Raw genomic sequence first — 15,351 nt, forward strand, 5'->3', positions numbered from 1 at the left:
AGGATGTGGCAGCTTAATAAACAACAATCAGAGCCATTTTACTCGCAACTGATAGCACTTATCGAAGCAAAAATCGCATCTGGTGAGCTTTTACCTGGTGAAAAACTTCCGCCTGAACGGAAACTTGCAAAGGAACTGGACATTAATCGGTCGACGGTAGCGCATGCGTTTGATGAACTAAAAGCAAGAGGGATTTTGGTTGCGGTACAAGGAAGCGGCACGCATGTGAATGAGGAAAAATGGGGTGTCGCGGCTGTTCAAACAAATTGGCGTCATTATGTTCAAAAAGGCGCGTTTAACCATGAAATTCCGTATATTCGAAAGATGGCTGAGGTTTCGACCGAAGCGGATGTGATTGATTTGGCGACTGGGGAACTACCACTTGCGCTTGCGCCGAGCCTTTCGATGCCGGAGATGTCATGGCAGACTTTTTTACAGGAAGAAACTGAAAATGAGTTGTTAGGCTATATGCCCCTTCGTAAAACCATTTGCGATGAATTAAAGGAGGAGCAAGAACTTGTTGTGAAAACGGAGCAAATTTTAGTTACTTCTGGCGCGCAACAAGCGTTATTTTTAATTACACAATGCTTACTCGCCCCGTTTGATGCCATTGCAATTGAAGCACCTTCTTATTTTTATTCGCTTTCACTCTTTCAATCAGCGGGTCTTAGGATTTTTGCTTTGCCAATGGATGAGGAAGGGGTTAAAACGGAAGAGCTGAAACAGTTATACCATAAACACCGAATTAAAATGGTATTTGTAAACCCCACTTTTCAAAATCCAACTGGTCGGGTAATGTCAGAAGCTAGACGTCTTGAATTTGTTCAAACCTGCTCGGAGCTGCATATTCCAATTGTAGAAGATGATCCGTTCGGGCCTCTTACGTATAAAAGTGGACAGTCTATTACGCCGCTTAAAAAGTTAGATGAGGAAAATGTGCTTTATATTGGTTCTTTGTCTAAAGTGCTAGGTTCCACAACGCGAATTGGATTTCTAGTAGGGCCGGTCGCGGTTGTTAGGCGTCTTGCGGCTGCTAGGCAGGAAATGGATTTTGGGCTTAGTATTTTTCCGCAAGTACTAGCTAATCAAGTTTTGTCACGAAAAGCGTATAAAACGCATATCCAAAACTTACATGTGATTTTAATGGAACGCGCTAAAACTTTGACCGATGCTTTAACCACCTATGCGCCTGAAATTCTTTTTGAAAAACCAGTGGGCGGCTTTCATCTTTGGGTAGAGTTGCCGCTTGAAACCATACAAAAATCCGATTTTGATGCCCTTTTGCGCGAAAAATTACTTGTTGTGCCGGGCTATCTTTTTGGCGTGAAAGAAAACAAAATTCGCCTCAGTTTTGCTCAAATTAATCAAGATATGGCTGTAGCGGCAGCCAAAATTTTGCAAGCATTTTATGAAGGGCTCAGTAAATAAGTTTTGTTGCTTCGGAAACAAAAAGAGATTATACTAAAAGGGAAGAGAACAGGAGGTGCAAATTGGAAAAGCAGGAAGAAGTTTTGTTAAAGTTTCGCGATTTATTTAATAAAATGGCTTGGCTGAATAAGGAAAAAATGGAACAAGCCCTGCAAGGTCATAAACCATCTGAAGTGCACTGTATGGAATATATTGGAGATCATGTGGATTCGAATGTCACAAAGATGGCAGGCGCGCTTTATATGACGAGAGGTGCGATTAGTAAAATTACGAAAAAGCTTATCCAAAAAGGTTATATTGCGACTTACCAGAAAGAAGCAAACAAAAAAGAAGTTTATTTTTCTTTAACCCCCGAAGGAGAAAAAGTGTATCAGACGCATAAACATTTGCATCAAACTTTTCAAGAACGTGATAAAATTATTTTTGACCAAGTGACTGAATCACAATTTGATGCGATGTTGCGTTTCATTGACCTTTATAGTACGCATTTAGATCAAGAAATTGAAAAAGAGAATCGGACGATTGATTAAAGAAATTCCATTATGGAATTTCTTTTTTTGTTGACAAGGAAACAAAAATAAGTTATTGTTTTGTTGACGAGGAAACAATAATTTTAAAAGGAGAACGAAATGAAAGATAGAATACCAAAAGAAACACTAAAAGCCGCATGGGCTATCGCACTGGCTGCCATTGCTCCGATGCTCGATTCTACCATGATTAATATTGCAGTGGGGCAGCTAAATCAGGATTTCCATACCACGCTTGATATCGTACAGTGGGCCATTACAGGTTACGCTTTAGCGCTTGCGATTTCTGTCCCGATTTCAGGCTGGCTCATGAATCAGTATAATGGAAAGAAAGTGTTCATTGCCGCAGTCGCTTGTTTTGGGGTCACCTCAGTCCTAGCGGGAATTAGTTGGAACATTGAAAGCTTTATTTTCTTCCGATTATTGCAAGGCGCTACAGCTGGCATTATTACGCCGCTGATGTCTACACTTTTGGTTAAAACGGCAGGTCCTAAAAACCTCGGAAAGGTCATGGCAATTGTCAGTACGCCAATGATTCTAGGCCCGATTTTAGGTCCCGTACTTGGCGGGTTTATCATCCAATTTGCAAGCTGGCATTGGATTTTTTATATCAATGTGTTGGTCGTTTTGATTGCCATACCTCTGATGCATAAAACGCTTCCCGACTTTAAGCCCTTTAATCAGGCAAGTAAACTCGATTTAATGGGTATTATATTGCTTTCGTTACTTAGCGGCGCCTTTATCTACGGAGTCACAAAAGCCGCGAGTTATCAAACTTTTTTTAATCCAGAAACTTATTTTTGGATGTTCATTGGTTTGGCAGCGACTTTGGCGTATGTTTGGCACAACTATCGCACAAATAATCGTACAGTCGTCCCGCTCATTTTATTCCGATATAAGCAGTTTGCAGCTTCTAGTGTGGGCCTTTTTTTAGCGAATATGGCGATTATGGGGCCGATGTTCCTGCTGCCGCTTTTCTTCCAAAACTTGCGGGGGATGAGCGCGATACAGGCTGCTTTGGCACTTGCACCACAAGGGGTCGGCATGCTTATTACGAGACCTTTTATTGGGAAAATGATTGACCAAATTGGTGCAAAATACGTGGTATTAATTAGTTTGGTGTTATCCATTTTGGGGACACTCCCGCTTATTTTTGTGACGGCAAACACGAGTATGGTCTTTATCTCCATTGTGCTCTTTATTCGCGGTATGAGTGTAGGGGGAATTAATTTGCCGCTCATGAGTGATGCCTATACGGGTCTTAGTGATGAACAAATTCCAGAAGCCAGTATTGGCGTGAATATTATTGAAAACGTGGGCTCAAGTTTTGGGACAGCCATAATTGCTACAGTCGTCGCATCTGTTATGCAAAATACTGTCACCAGTGCCACTCATTTTTCTGGTTATCAGGCGGGCTTTTTAGTTTCAGCCATTACACTAGCGTTTATTTTCCTACCAGGATTATTTTTAACGAATAAACGTTATATCAAATAGAAAACGGAAAGCAGCTGCTTTCCGTCAGACTGCTGACAAACGGCAATCTTCGTTGTTAGTGCCTCCGTTCTGGTGCGCTTCACATAACTTCTCACATGGTCAGGCCAACTACGCTTTCTCTGTTTTCAGTCATCACGTACTTGAGTACGCTCCGCTACTCGGCTCTGCCTAGAATCTCACCATTTGTCAGCAGTCTGATTTTGGTGAGAATCGTTTTGTTTGGCGTGAGCTTTTTATTTTTCTGCTAAATATTGAATGTTTTAGGTAGATGATTGACTTTTTTGTAGTTTGTTACTAGTTTATTGCCAGCGACAACAATTTTAAAGTGCTCATTTTTCGGTAATTTTTTTTCGCTAAAAAAGGAAATCGTTTTGGCATGCCCTTTACTATCGAATACTTTCTCTTTATAAGCATAGCCTTTAAATTGATTTTTCTTAATGGCTTTTCCTTCTGAGTTCATTTTAACAAAGTATGGTGCTGCGGTTTGCTCGTCGGGTAGCATATATTCAAAAACGAAAACGGTCACGATTAATAAGCTAGATAAAAGTATAATAAGTGCTTTTTTATTTTTCATAATAACGAATCCCTCTCTTTTACTAAATGAATTACCTTTAGTTTAACGTGTTTGAAGTATTTAATCCCTCGTATAAACTAACAAAATGACGCCTTTACCTTACAATTTTGTCATTTAAAAAACACTTGCTTTTTGGTTAGAAAATATGGTTTAATAGAATAGCTAATGAACGTTAGGTAAAAGAGGTGAGGATATGAAGTCAATGGACGCTCGAATGGAGCAAGATTCAGTGCTTAAAGTTTTTTTTAAGGTATTTAATTCCTTCATTAACAGGGATGTTACTCATGTCTGTTAATATCGTGATGGATGGTATTTTTGTAGGCCATCGTCTTGGGGGCGTCGCGCTTGCGGGTATTAATATTGCGGTGCCAGTCTTTTCTATCTTTACAGCCATTTCTCTTTGGATTGGTATTGGAGGAGCCACACAGTATTCTTTTGCTTTAGGTGAAAAGAATGTGAAAAAAGCGCAGCAAATTTTTACGCGCTCAGTTATTTTAGTGATTACAATCACCATTATGCTTGCTATCATCGCTTTTATCTTCCGAGTTCCTCTTGCTTATTTATTAGGGGCAAATGATGAAACGTTACCTTATGTTATGGATTATATGAATGTATTATTACTTTTCGGGTTTGTCTTAACACTTGAAAATATTTTAAGTATATTTGTTCGAAACGATGGGGACCCCAATTTAGCGATGTTTGCCTTAATCGCGACGGCTGTTATCAATGTGATTTTAAATTATCTCTTTTTTTATTTGTCTTTAATCTTGGCGTAAGAGGATCAGGGCTTGCGACAATGTCTGCTATTGCGATTGGTGTACTTATTCTATGTACCCATTTCTTTAAAAAATCAAGTCACTTAAAATTAGCCAAAAGTCGTGTAACAGGAAAGTCTATCAAACGAACACTATCGATTGGTTTACCTAGTTTTCTTTCCGAATTAGGTATGTCAGTGTTTACAATGGGGTACAATATTGCGATTGCAGCTGTTGCAGGTACGGCTGGAGTAGCTGCCTTTTCGGTTCTAAATTACACCCATAGTGTGATTTTAATGTTATTTCTTGGAATGGGTTCCGCTATTCAGCCACTTATTAGTTATTACCGCGGGGCAAAAATGAAGTCAAGGGAAACGGCAACGATTCGCCTTTCTGTATCCGTTGCTTTTGGAACAGGGCTCGTCTTTTTTATTGCCGGACTTCTATTTGCAGATAATATTGTAAACTTATTTGGTAACTTTGAAAGTGAAATTCATGATTTAGCTGTTTTAGGAGTGCGCGTCTTTTTCTCCGGCTATTTATTTATGGGATTTAATTTTGTTATGATGACCTATTTCCAAACAACGGATAGAATTGGCATGGCTACTTTTATAACCGTGGCACGAGAGCTTATTTTAATGGTCATTTTCTTACTAGTTTTACCGCCACTATTAGGTGCGACAGGTGTATTTATCGCCATCCCGATTTCAGAATTCATTGTTGCGACTTCAATTTTTATATATGCCTATAAAAAACATGTTTTTCAAAATTAAAATGGAGCTTTCTAGAGCATCCCAAATCATGGGATGCTCTCAGACTGCTGACAAACGGCAATCTTCGTCGTTAGTGCCTCCGTTCCGGTGCTCACGTACTCGAGTACGCTCCGCTCCGGTACTCGCCACTGCCTAGAATCTCACCATTTTTCAGCAGTCCGATTTTGGCGAGGATCGTTTTGTTTTGCGAAAGCTTTAAGTTTTTCTACAAGCTGAGAGCATCCCAAATCATGGGATGCTCTTTTAGTTTGTGAAAAATAATTGTTTTAAATCATTTGACAATTTTGGATTACTAAATGTTGTTTTGATGTTGTGAAAATCCACTAGAAGTTGTATGTTAGAAACGTTATTTTGTATGTTTTTTCACAATTAAATGAGTACGAAAAAATTTTTTTTTATGCGCTAAAAGCTGATGCTTAAATAGATGAATGCGTTTTAGTGTAAAATCATGAAGTACTATATCTTGAATTCACAATGAAAAAGTTATACTATATATAGTGTCATAAAAATAAATTGCAGCACAAGAGTTAGCTTTTTTTAGAGCCGATAAGAAGCCTTTAAAAAAGTTCATTTTTATGTAGAAATGCATGCAATCTAATTTTTAACGGAGTTTGATGTTATATTGTAGAAGAAATGGGGAGTGCAAATGACGACGTATATTATTAAAGACGGTGGAAACCGTCAATTGCCATTTGATCAAGAGCGTTTAAACAGATACTTGGATAAAATTCATACAGAGTTTCCTAAATTAGATATTGAAGAGTACAAACGCAAAATTTTCAATTTTATTGAGAAAAAAGAAGCGTATGCTGCAGACGAGTTGGTAGACTATTTAATTCGTGAGGCAGAAGCGCGTACGGACATTCATTTGCCAGAGTGGGAACATTTTGCCGCTCGTTTATATTTAAACAAACTATATAAAAAAGCAAGTAAAAATCGCTTTTATAATGATGATGATAAATATGGTTCTTACGTTGGACTTCAAGAGAGTCTAGGCGAACGTGGTATTTATTCTGGAAATATTTTAAAGAACTATTCGAAAGAAGAATTGATTGAAGCAGGGAAAATGATTGACCCGGAAAAAGACAAATTATTTACATACAACGGTCTTTATTTACTTGCTACACGCTATTTAGCAACAGATCAGGCACGAAATGTTTATGAGTTGCCACAAGAACGCTGGCTTACCATTGCACTTTATTTAATGCAAGAAGAGCCAAAAGCAAAACGTATGGAACTCGTTAAAGAAGCCTACTGGGCGCTTAGCAACTTGTATATGACGGTCGCAACCCCAACCCTTGCTAATGCTGGGAAAACGGGTGGTCAGCTGTCAAGTTGTTTCATCGATACCATTGATGATAGCTTACAGGGGATTTATGACAGTAATACAGACGTGGCGCGTGTATCGAAGCACGGCGGCGGTGTCGGAGCTTATATCGGCTACGTGCGTTCAACGGGAGCTGCCATTCGCGGAGTAAAAGGAGCAAGTGGCGGAGTAATTCCGTGGATTAAACAACTAAACAATACGGCTGTAAGTGTTGATCAACTTGGTCAACGTAAAGGTGCTATTGCTGTATATTTAGATGTTTTCCATAAAGACATCGAAATGTTTTTAGATTTACGTCTAAATAATGGTGATCAACGTCTTCGTGCACATGATGTTTTCACGGCTGTTTGTATTCCGGATTTATTTATGGAAACAGTTGAGCGCCGTGGGGAATGGTATTTATTTGATCCTCATGAAGTAAAAGCGAAAAAAGGTTGGTATTTACAAGACTTTTATGATGAGGAAAAGGGCGAAGGTACATTTAGAGAAAAATATGAAGAGCTAGTAGCAGATGAAACAATTAGCAAAAAAATTGTCAAAGCCATTGATATTATGAAACGAATTATGGTCAGTCAACTAGAAACAGGAAATCCATTTATGTTTTATCGCGATGAAGTAAACCGGATGAACCCAAACAAACACGAAGGTATGATTTATTCCAGTAATTTATGTACAGAAATTATGCAAAATATGAGTCCAACGAAAATGATTCAGGAAATGATTTCCGGGGATCAAATTGTCATTACTAAACAAGCTGGTGATTTTGTTGTATGTAACCTATCTTCTGTGAACCTTGGTCGTGCTGTACCGGCAGGTGATGAAGTACTAGAACGCCTAGTGGCCATCGAAGTGCGGATGCTTGATAATGTCATTGACTTAAATGAACTTCCAGTGCCACAAGCAACCATTACAAATAGAAAATATCGTTCCATTGGCCTTGGTACATTTGGCTGGCATCACTTACTAGCGCAAAAAAATATTGCGTGGGACTCAAAAGAAGCCGAAGAATTTGCGGACGAGTTATATGAAAAAATCAACTTTTTAACTATAAAAGCAAGTGCGGATATTGCTAAAGAAAAAGGCGCTTATAAAATCTTTAAGGGCAGCGATTGGAATACGGGCGAATATTTTGCGCGTCGTAAGTACACCAGTGATGCTTGGCGTGAACTCGCAGAAGATGTTGCCAAAAATGGAATTCGAAACGCCTATTTAGTAGCCGTAGCCCCTAATATGAGTACAGCACAAATTGCGGGTTCAACAGCTTCCATCGACCCAATCTACAGCGCTTTTTATTACGAAGAGAAGAAAGATTACCGTAGACCTGTGATTGCACCTGATTTGAGCTTAAACACGTATCCGTATTATGAAAAGGGTGCCTATAAAGTGGACCAATTTGCTAGTGTTCGCCAAAATGGACGTAGACAACGCCACGTGGATCAATCTTTAAGTTTTAACTTTTATGTGCCAAGTGGGATCAAGGCAAGTAAACTATTAGAATTACATTTAAATGCTTGGAAAGAAGGCTTAAAAACAACGTACTATGTGCGTTCGAATGATATTGATGTGGAAGAGTGCGAATGGTGCTCAAGCTGATTAAGCGAAATAAATGAGAAAATAGGATAAATCAGGTCGGTATTTTAAAAATGACTGGCCTGACCGTTTTTCTTACAAAGCCTATTTTAGGGAGGAGCTTTTGGATGGCTGATCAAAACAAAGAATTAACACGAATTAAAATCTTGGAACCGTTAAACCCTAATCGTTCAACAGCGATTATTAATGGGGAAACAAGCGGTATTTTAAATTGGAATGATATCCCTTATCCGTCTTTTTACCGAGCGTATAAGGAACTTTCTACAAATTACTGGATTCCAGATGAAGTGGATATGAAAGGGGATGCGAAACAGTATCCGGAATTATCGGAAGAAGAGCGCTATGCGTTTGACGCGATTATCGGTTTACTAGCAACGCTTGATTCCCCGCAAACACGCTTTATTTATAATATTGCTGAATATGTTACTGATCCAGCTGTTCATGCCAATGCAGCGATTATTGCGCAACAAGAAGTGATTCATAATGAGAGCTATTCTTACGTTTTAGCCTCCATTACGAACCTGCAAGAACAAAATCGCGTTTTTGAACTAGCACGGACACATCCAACAATTATTAAACGAAACGAACCGATTATGGATGCGTACCATGACTTTATGCAAAATAAATCTGGTGAAACTATTGTTAAGGCGCTCATTCAATCTTCTATTTTAGAAGGCATTAACTTTTATAGTGGTTTTGCTTATTTCTATAATCTTGTTCGTCAAAATAAAATGACAGGTACAGGTAAAATTATTAGTTTTATCAACCGTGATGAACTTGCCCATTCTAAGTTTATTTCTGAAGTGATTCGAGCTATTTTAGGTGAAAACCCAGAATTATTAACAGATGAACTTATAGAATATACGAATAATGCTTTTAAACATGCGGTCGAGCTAGAATCCGAATGGTCGAAAGAAGTTCTTCAAGGCATTGAAGGTATCGATGTAGAGGAGATGGTCGACTATGTTAAATACCGTGCGAACAAAATGCTAGGTATGCTGGGCATGGAAGAACTTTATCCAGGCTACAGCGACAATACCATGACATGGATTAAAGCTTACGCAGATAACTTTACAGAAACGAAAACCGACTTTTTCGAAATGCGCAATTCAAGTTATAAAAAGACAAACATTGATAACGGATTTGACGATTTATGAGAATTCTCCTCGCGTATGATTCGTTAAGTGGCAATACGAAAATGGTAGCAGATGAAATCACGGATGAACTTCAAGCGCTTGGGCATGAGGTTACGGCTTTTCGAGTTTCAGAAGGTGCCAACTACCCACTTAATGAGAGCTACGACTTGTACATTTTAGGGGCATGGACAGTCGATTACGGGAGAACACCACCAGACATGAAAGACTTTATTTTTGAGTTAGGAAAGCCTAGCCATGTAGCACTCTTTGGGACAGGCGAAACACAGTGGGGTGTGGAACATTTTTGCGGAGCAGTAGATCGTATGCAAAAATATTTTTCTTCCACCTATCCAACTTTAAAAATTGAACAAATGCCTCATACAGAAAAAGACAGACAAGAAATAAAAGAATATGTCCAGCAGGTTCTGGATAAAAGGAGTGAAACACTTTGACGAGTATTGAGATTAAATCATTAGAAGAATTTCAAAAGCATATGGCAAGTAATGAGTTAGTTTATGTGGATTTTTGGAAAGATAATTGCCCGAACTGCAAAATGCTAGACCTTTCCTTTCAAGAGTTTAAAAACTCGGATCATGCTGAAAAAGTAAAAGTTTTAAAAGTGAAATTAGAAGAAATGGGCGAAAACTTCTTCTTTGATCAAGATATTCGCCAAACGCCAACGCTCGTTTTATATCGCGGGGGAGAAGAACTTACACGTTTAAATGGCTTTATCCCGCCAAATAAAATCGAAGAAGCTCTTGTAGCAGAAGCTTAGTCATTTGTAGGGCACGAACTGAATAGTCTCGACCTATCACATTTTGTTTCTACAATCTGAACCTTCCTTTTTAGGGAGGTTTTTTATAGAGGTGAGAACATGAAAGAACTACAGGAAGACATTGCTCTCTTTTTTTAAAAGAAAAAAAATTGGGCAGATCAATATATTTATAAAAAAGATTTGGCGATTTCGATTTCGCTTGAAGCTGCGGAGCTTTTAGAATGCTTTCAGTGGAAATCGACAGAAGAAGCGGTTAGTGAAAATCGGGAGGCGATTTTGGAAGAAGTGGCGGATGTTATGATTTATGCTCTTCAACTTATTGATAGTTTAGGGGAAGATGCTACGGAAGTTATTTCAAAAAAATTAGAGAAGAATCGGCGCCGGTTTTAATGCAAAAGCCGCGTAACGCTTATAGGAAAATCAGGCGATACGCGGCTTTTTATTTTAACGGAAAGAATAGCTTCTTGAACGACGTTTTTTAGCTTTAATAAAAAGTAAAATGCTTGCGATAATACATAAAAGGGAAAGTAAGAACACAAAAAAACCGATTAAACCTGGGATACTAAATGAAACGGCAACACCGATAATTCCAAGGATAAGTAAAATTAGACCAGTCATTTTCACAAAATAAGCTCCTTTCAAAAAGTCTTGTACATTTATTATAACGAAAGTGCGGTGAATTTTTAAGGGGGCAAAGAGAAATAATTTTTAAAGAAAAAAGATACGGGGAGCGTAGGTTCGCATTTTTTTGGATTAGTCAAGACTGCAATTAGAATTCTTTTTTTGATATAGTAAAGTAGAATATAGTGCAGGAGGAGTAGGAATGAACTTTAATGAGTATCAGGAGAAAGCAAGTAGAACAGCAGCTCATCACGAACAGGCACTCACAAATTATGGCTTAGGCATTGCAGGCGAGGCTGGTGAAGTGACAGAAATCATTAAGAAATATGCTTTTCACGGGCATGATTTAAATAAAGAGATGCTCACGAAAGAACTAGGCGATGTGTTGTGGTATGTTTCACAAATTGCTAAATGGGCAGATATTGAGATGGAAGACGTGGCACATGCGAATATTTTAAAGTTGCAAAAGCGTTACCCTAATGGCTTTGACCATGAGAGAAGTAAGCTTTCGATTTAAAGAAAAATAAATGGGGATGGAATTGTACACATTGCAATTTCATCTTTTTTGTTGCAAGTCAGATTTTGTCCGTTAGAGGGGGACAAAATTCTATTTTTATTTTATTGCGAAAACGTTTCCACTAGGGCTACAATAAAGTTAGAAAGCGGAATCAGTTAAAGAAACGCTGCGCAGAACGTTCTTTAAAATTTGACCCGCCTACTCTTAAGAGGAAAATAAAATAGGTGAAGAGACACTCTATTTTATAAAAGAGGAGGAATACGCGTGAATGCGGGACAAGCAGGATGGAAAGTAAAAATTCAACAATTTGGTAGCTTTTTAAGTGGTATGATTATGCCGAATATAGCGGCATTTATAGCGTGGGGACTTATCACGGCACTTTTTATTCCGACTGGATGGTGGCCGAATGAGTCGCTTGCGAAACTGGTAGATCCAACGATTACGTATTTATTGCCCATTTTAATTGGGTATACAGGTGGTAAATTGGTATATGATACTCGTGGTGGCGTCGTGGGTGCGATGGTTACAATGGGTGTTATTGTAGGGACAGATATTCCGATGTTTTTAGGTGCTATGATTATGGGGCCGCTTTCGGCTTATTTGATGAAAAAAGTAGATAAATTATATGAAGGTAAAATAAGAGCCGGTTTTGAAATGCTTGTAAACAATTTCTCTGCTGGGATACTCGCTGGGATTTTAGCCATTTTATCATTTTTAGCTATTGGGCCGGCGGTTGAAGCCATTAATAATGCGATGGCAGCTGGGGTATCTGCTTTAATGAACATGCATTTATTACCACTTGTCAGCATTTTTGTTGAACCAGGCAAAGTTTTATTTTTAAATAATGCGATTAATCATGGCGTTTTAAGTCCGATTGCAATTGATCAGGCGTCTGAGTTTGGAAAGTCGATTTTATTCCTTGTTGAATCAAACCCTGGACCTGGACTTGGGATTTTACTAGCTTACACGTTCTTTGGTCGCGGTACAGCGAAACAAACGGCGCCAGGTGCGATTATTATCCAATTTCTAGGCGGTATTCACGAAATTTACTTCCCGTATATTTTAATGAAACCAACCCTTTTAATTGCGGCTATTGCCGGTGGGATGACAGGAATTGCTACATTTTCATTATTCGGAGTGGGCCTTGTTGCCCCGGCTTCACCGGGTAGTATTTTCGCGATTTTAGCGATGACACCAAGAGGCGATTATTTGGGTATTATTCTTGGGGTTGCGGCAGCAGCTGCAGCATCATTCTTAGTCTCCGCACTCGTTTTAAAAACATCGAAAGTGAAAGAAACAGATTTAGAAGAAGCGGAAACGAAGATGACAGCCCTTAAAGGGAAGAAAGCAATGACACCTTCTCTTGCTGGAGCTGTAAATGAAGAGATGGCAGTGAGTGTGAATTTACCGGATAGTCCGAAAAAAATTATTTTTGCCTGTGACGCTGGAATGGGATCAAGTGCGATGGGGGCCTCTGTTTTAAGAAATAAAGTGAAGAAAGCAGGTCTCGATATTGAGGTTGTGAATTACGCCATTGCACAGCTGCCAAATGATGCGGATATTGTAGTGACGCATAAAGACTTAACAAACCGTGCTACTGAAAAATTACCACACGCCTATCATTTGTCAGTAGACAACTTCTTGAGTAGTGAAAAATATGATGAGCTGGTTGAAAAATTAGCCACACAAGAATAAAAGGAGATTTGAAACATGTATATTTCGGCGCGAGCAAGACTCATTTTAGAATATTTATTCATGTCTAAAGAAGCGATTACGACAAGTATTTTAGCTGATTATATGTCTGTTAGTGTTCGCACAATTCGCCGAGATTTAAAAGATGTCGCCGAAATTTTACATGGTTATAAATTGCAGTTAGAACGTGGAAGTGATCAAGTTTTATCGATTACTGGAGCAGATAGCGACAAACAGGCGTTCAAATGGCAGTTACTGGACCTTTCTTATAATGAATACACCCCTCTAGAACGCCAACAGTTTGTTTTAAAGACGCTTTTAAAAGAAGATGAGCCCATTAAATTGATTGCGCTCGCGAATGATTTATCTGTTACCGTGTCAACCATTAGTAATGATTTAACCAAAATTGAAGAAGATTTACCAAAAGGCGTTCAAATTGAGCGACGACGCGGAGCAGGTATTTCACTTTCGGGTGATGAGCTAAAAAAACGTTCGCTACTAAGCGATTTAATCGCCGAACAGTTTTCTCAAAAGACATTATTTCAATTGTTTAATGAGACGTCACAATCAGAAAAAACAAGCCAATTTGTAGATGAGCGTTTGCTTCACCTTGTTGGAAAAGAAACCATTTTAAACGTGGAAAAAAAAGCGCGGATTTGGCGTAGTGAACTCCCTTATAAAATTACGGATGAAGCCTATTTAAACTTAGTTATTCATATTGCGATTTCAGTTCACCGCATGTTAACAGGCCATTTTATCCAAGAATTTGCACAAAAAGATACGATCAGAGGTTATGCGGAATTTCAAGTAGCTAAAGAAATTTTATCTAGCTGTTTAGAAATGGAAGCAGAAGTTGTGCCGGACGGGGAAGCGGCTTATGTGACGATACATCTCCGCGGTGCAAAATCAGATGACTATGAGGCGCATGATTTTTCAGGGAACGAACATGTTCTTTCTGTGACGCTTGCTAAACAACTAATTCGCCGAGTAGAAAATCGGATTCATCGTAAGTTTGAAGAAGGCGCCCTTTTAAAAGGTTTAACAGCCCATCTTCGTCCAGCTTTAAGGCGGTTGAATGAAAAAATGCGGATTCATAATCCGCTTGTCACATCCATTAAGGAAGACTACCCTGAACTTTTTGACATCGTAAAAGAAGAATTTTCAGCGGTTTATTTGAAGGAGGCTGTACCGGAGGAAGAAATCGGTTATCTTGTCCTACATTTTGGGGCTGCTTTATTGACACTAGAAGAAGAGTCTAATTTTAGTGGTATTGTGGTTTGTGCAAGTGGAATCGGCACTTCTAGAATGCTTGTAACGCGGCTTAGACAAGCGATTCCAAAACTTAAGCAACTCGAAACGGTATCCCTTTTTGAACTCCCTAATAAAGTGAAATCACCACATGATGTGGTCGTGTCTACCATCGATTTAGGAGAAGTCGATTTTGATTATTTTCTCGTTTCGCCCATGTTATCAGAAAGAGAAATTTCACAAATTGAGCTTTATTTACACGGAAAAAGTTCAACTTATCATCATTACGACGATTTGGAAAAAGAGCAACAGCTAACCATGTTAGAAACCATTCACCGGTTAGAAAATAAAAAACGTTATACAGAAACTATTTTAGATGTATTAAAAAACTTTCAAGTCATGGTGATGGAAGAAGTCACACCAAGTTTAGAAGATATGATTCGTGCGATTTTAATGCGAATTATGGAAAAAGATCAGACTTTCAAGTCGAGGCCCTTAGAAAATCTCTTTTATCACGCGAAAAATGGGGTGGGTTTGGGATAAGTGGGACTAAAATGGCGCTATTTCATGCACGTAATGAGCATATATCAAAACCGCTTTTTCAAATTTTCCCGTTAAAAGGGAAAGTGAATGTGCCTGGAATGAACGGGATGGACGTGGAAGTCGAAACATTTATTGTGCTACTTGCCCCTGAAAAGTTGTCACCACAAGGATTAGAAGTGTTAAGTTACATTAGCAGCCTTTTAATTGAAAGCGAGGAAACGATTCGTCTTTTTGAATCACGTGATACAAAGCGGAATGACACAATTTGTCAATTCAAAAATTAAATTAATTTCATTTAGTATTAGAAAGGAAAATAAAATGGGAATGTTTAACAAAATTGGTTAGTTAACA

Annotated in this window: 13 protein-coding genes and 2 pseudogenes; 13 read left to right on the forward strand and 2 right to left on the reverse strand. The window is 38.6% G+C overall.

The features are described from left to right. Window positions 1-3: 3 nt before the first annotated feature. The 3 genes from pdxR to LFLEISCH_RS04110 all read left to right on the forward strand — a co-directional run bounded on the left by pdxR (window position 4) and on the right by LFLEISCH_RS04110 (window position 3,449). The gene (pdxR, locus tag LFLEISCH_RS04100; protein WP_007473294.1) at window positions 4-1,428 is read left to right on the forward strand and encodes a MocR-like pyridoxine biosynthesis transcription factor PdxR; all 1,425 of its coding nucleotides are present in this window, start codon (window positions 4-6) and stop codon (window positions 1,426-1,428) included. 62 nt (window positions 1,429-1,490) lie between these two features. Next, window positions 1,491-1,958, forward strand: a complete 468-nt coding sequence (locus LFLEISCH_RS04105) for a MarR family transcriptional regulator (protein WP_007473295.1) — start codon at window positions 1,491-1,493, stop codon at window positions 1,956-1,958. Between the two features lie 99 nt (window positions 1,959-2,057). Next, complete coding sequence (locus tag LFLEISCH_RS04110) at window positions 2,058-3,449, forward strand: MDR family MFS transporter (RefSeq protein WP_007473297.1); 1,392 nt, start codon at window positions 2,058-2,060, stop codon at window positions 3,447-3,449. Between the two features lie 244 nt (window positions 3,450-3,693). Here LFLEISCH_RS04110 and LFLEISCH_RS04115 read toward each other — a convergent pair whose 3' ends face one another. Then, the gene (locus LFLEISCH_RS04115; protein WP_007473299.1) at window positions 3,694-4,023 is read right to left on the reverse strand and encodes a YxeA family protein; all 330 of its coding nucleotides are present in this window, start codon (window positions 4,021-4,023) and stop codon (window positions 3,694-3,696) included. 193 nt (window positions 4,024-4,216) lie between these two features. Here LFLEISCH_RS04115 and LFLEISCH_RS04120 point away from each other — a divergent pair. The 6 genes and pseudogenes from LFLEISCH_RS04120 (at window position 4,217) to LFLEISCH_RS04145 (ending at window position 10,769) form a co-directional block, all read left to right on the forward strand. After that, window positions 4,217-5,551, forward strand: a pseudogene (locus tag LFLEISCH_RS04120) (MATE family efflux transporter). A 646-nt stretch (window positions 5,552-6,197) separates the two neighbouring features. Further along, window positions 6,198-8,471 carry a ribonucleoside-diphosphate reductase subunit alpha gene (locus LFLEISCH_RS04125; RefSeq protein ID WP_007473301.1) on the forward strand — a complete coding sequence of 758 codons (2,274 nt, stop codon included), beginning with the start codon at window positions 6,198-6,200 and terminating at the stop codon, window positions 8,469-8,471. Between the two features lie 104 nt (window positions 8,472-8,575). Next, the gene (locus LFLEISCH_RS04130) at window positions 8,576-9,625 is read left to right on the forward strand and encodes a ribonucleotide-diphosphate reductase subunit beta (RefSeq protein WP_007473303.1); all 1,050 of its coding nucleotides are present in this window, start codon (window positions 8,576-8,578) and stop codon (window positions 9,623-9,625) included. Beyond that, window positions 9,622-10,056: a flavodoxin gene (locus LFLEISCH_RS04135; protein ID WP_007473305.1), complete on the forward strand. Its 435-nt coding sequence runs from the start codon at window positions 9,622-9,624 to the stop codon at window positions 10,054-10,056. The genes LFLEISCH_RS04130 and LFLEISCH_RS04135 overlap by 4 nt, the downstream gene beginning before the upstream one ends. Next, complete coding sequence (locus LFLEISCH_RS04140; protein ID WP_007473307.1) at window positions 10,053-10,379, forward strand: thioredoxin family protein; 327 nt, start codon at window positions 10,053-10,055, stop codon at window positions 10,377-10,379. Before LFLEISCH_RS04135 ends, LFLEISCH_RS04140 begins: the two co-directional genes overlap by 4 nt. A 99-nt stretch (window positions 10,380-10,478) precedes the next feature. Next, a pseudogene (locus LFLEISCH_RS04145) lies at window positions 10,479-10,769 on the forward strand (MazG-like family protein). A gap of 54 nt (window positions 10,770-10,823) precedes the next feature. Here LFLEISCH_RS04145 and LFLEISCH_RS04150 read toward each other — a convergent pair. Then, window positions 10,824-11,003, reverse strand: coding sequence for a hypothetical protein (locus LFLEISCH_RS04150; protein ID WP_007473311.1), 180 nt, complete (start codon window positions 11,001-11,003; stop codon window positions 10,824-10,826). A gap of 199 nt (window positions 11,004-11,202) precedes the next feature. Here LFLEISCH_RS04150 and LFLEISCH_RS04155 point away from each other — a divergent pair, with 199 nt between their 5' ends. From LFLEISCH_RS04155 to LFLEISCH_RS14960, 4 genes are all read left to right on the forward strand, one after another. Beyond that, window positions 11,203-11,517 carry a nucleoside triphosphate pyrophosphohydrolase family protein gene (locus tag LFLEISCH_RS04155; protein WP_007473313.1) on the forward strand — a complete coding sequence of 105 codons (315 nt, stop codon included), beginning with the start codon at window positions 11,203-11,205 and terminating at the stop codon, window positions 11,515-11,517. A 264-nt stretch (window positions 11,518-11,781) separates the two neighbouring features. Then, window positions 11,782-13,212: a PTS mannitol transporter subunit IIBC gene (locus LFLEISCH_RS04160; RefSeq protein ID WP_007473315.1), complete on the forward strand. Its 1,431-nt coding sequence runs from the start codon at window positions 11,782-11,784 to the stop codon at window positions 13,210-13,212. 15 nt (window positions 13,213-13,227) lie between these two features. Continuing rightward, window positions 13,228-15,000, forward strand: coding sequence for a BglG family transcription antiterminator (locus LFLEISCH_RS04165; protein ID WP_007473317.1), 1,773 nt, complete (start codon window positions 13,228-13,230; stop codon window positions 14,998-15,000). After that, window positions 14,997-15,284, forward strand: coding sequence for a PTS sugar transporter subunit IIA (locus LFLEISCH_RS14960; protein ID WP_241432868.1), 288 nt, complete (start codon window positions 14,997-14,999; stop codon window positions 15,282-15,284). Before LFLEISCH_RS04165 ends, LFLEISCH_RS14960 begins: the two co-directional genes overlap by 4 nt. Window positions 15,285-15,351 lie beyond the last annotated feature (67 nt).

The sequence above is a fragment of the Listeria fleischmannii subsp. fleischmannii LU2006-1 genome, from assembly GCF_000344175.1.
In the GTDB taxonomy this organism is placed as follows: Bacteria; Bacillota; Bacilli; order Lactobacillales; family Listeriaceae; genus Listeria; species Listeria fleischmannii.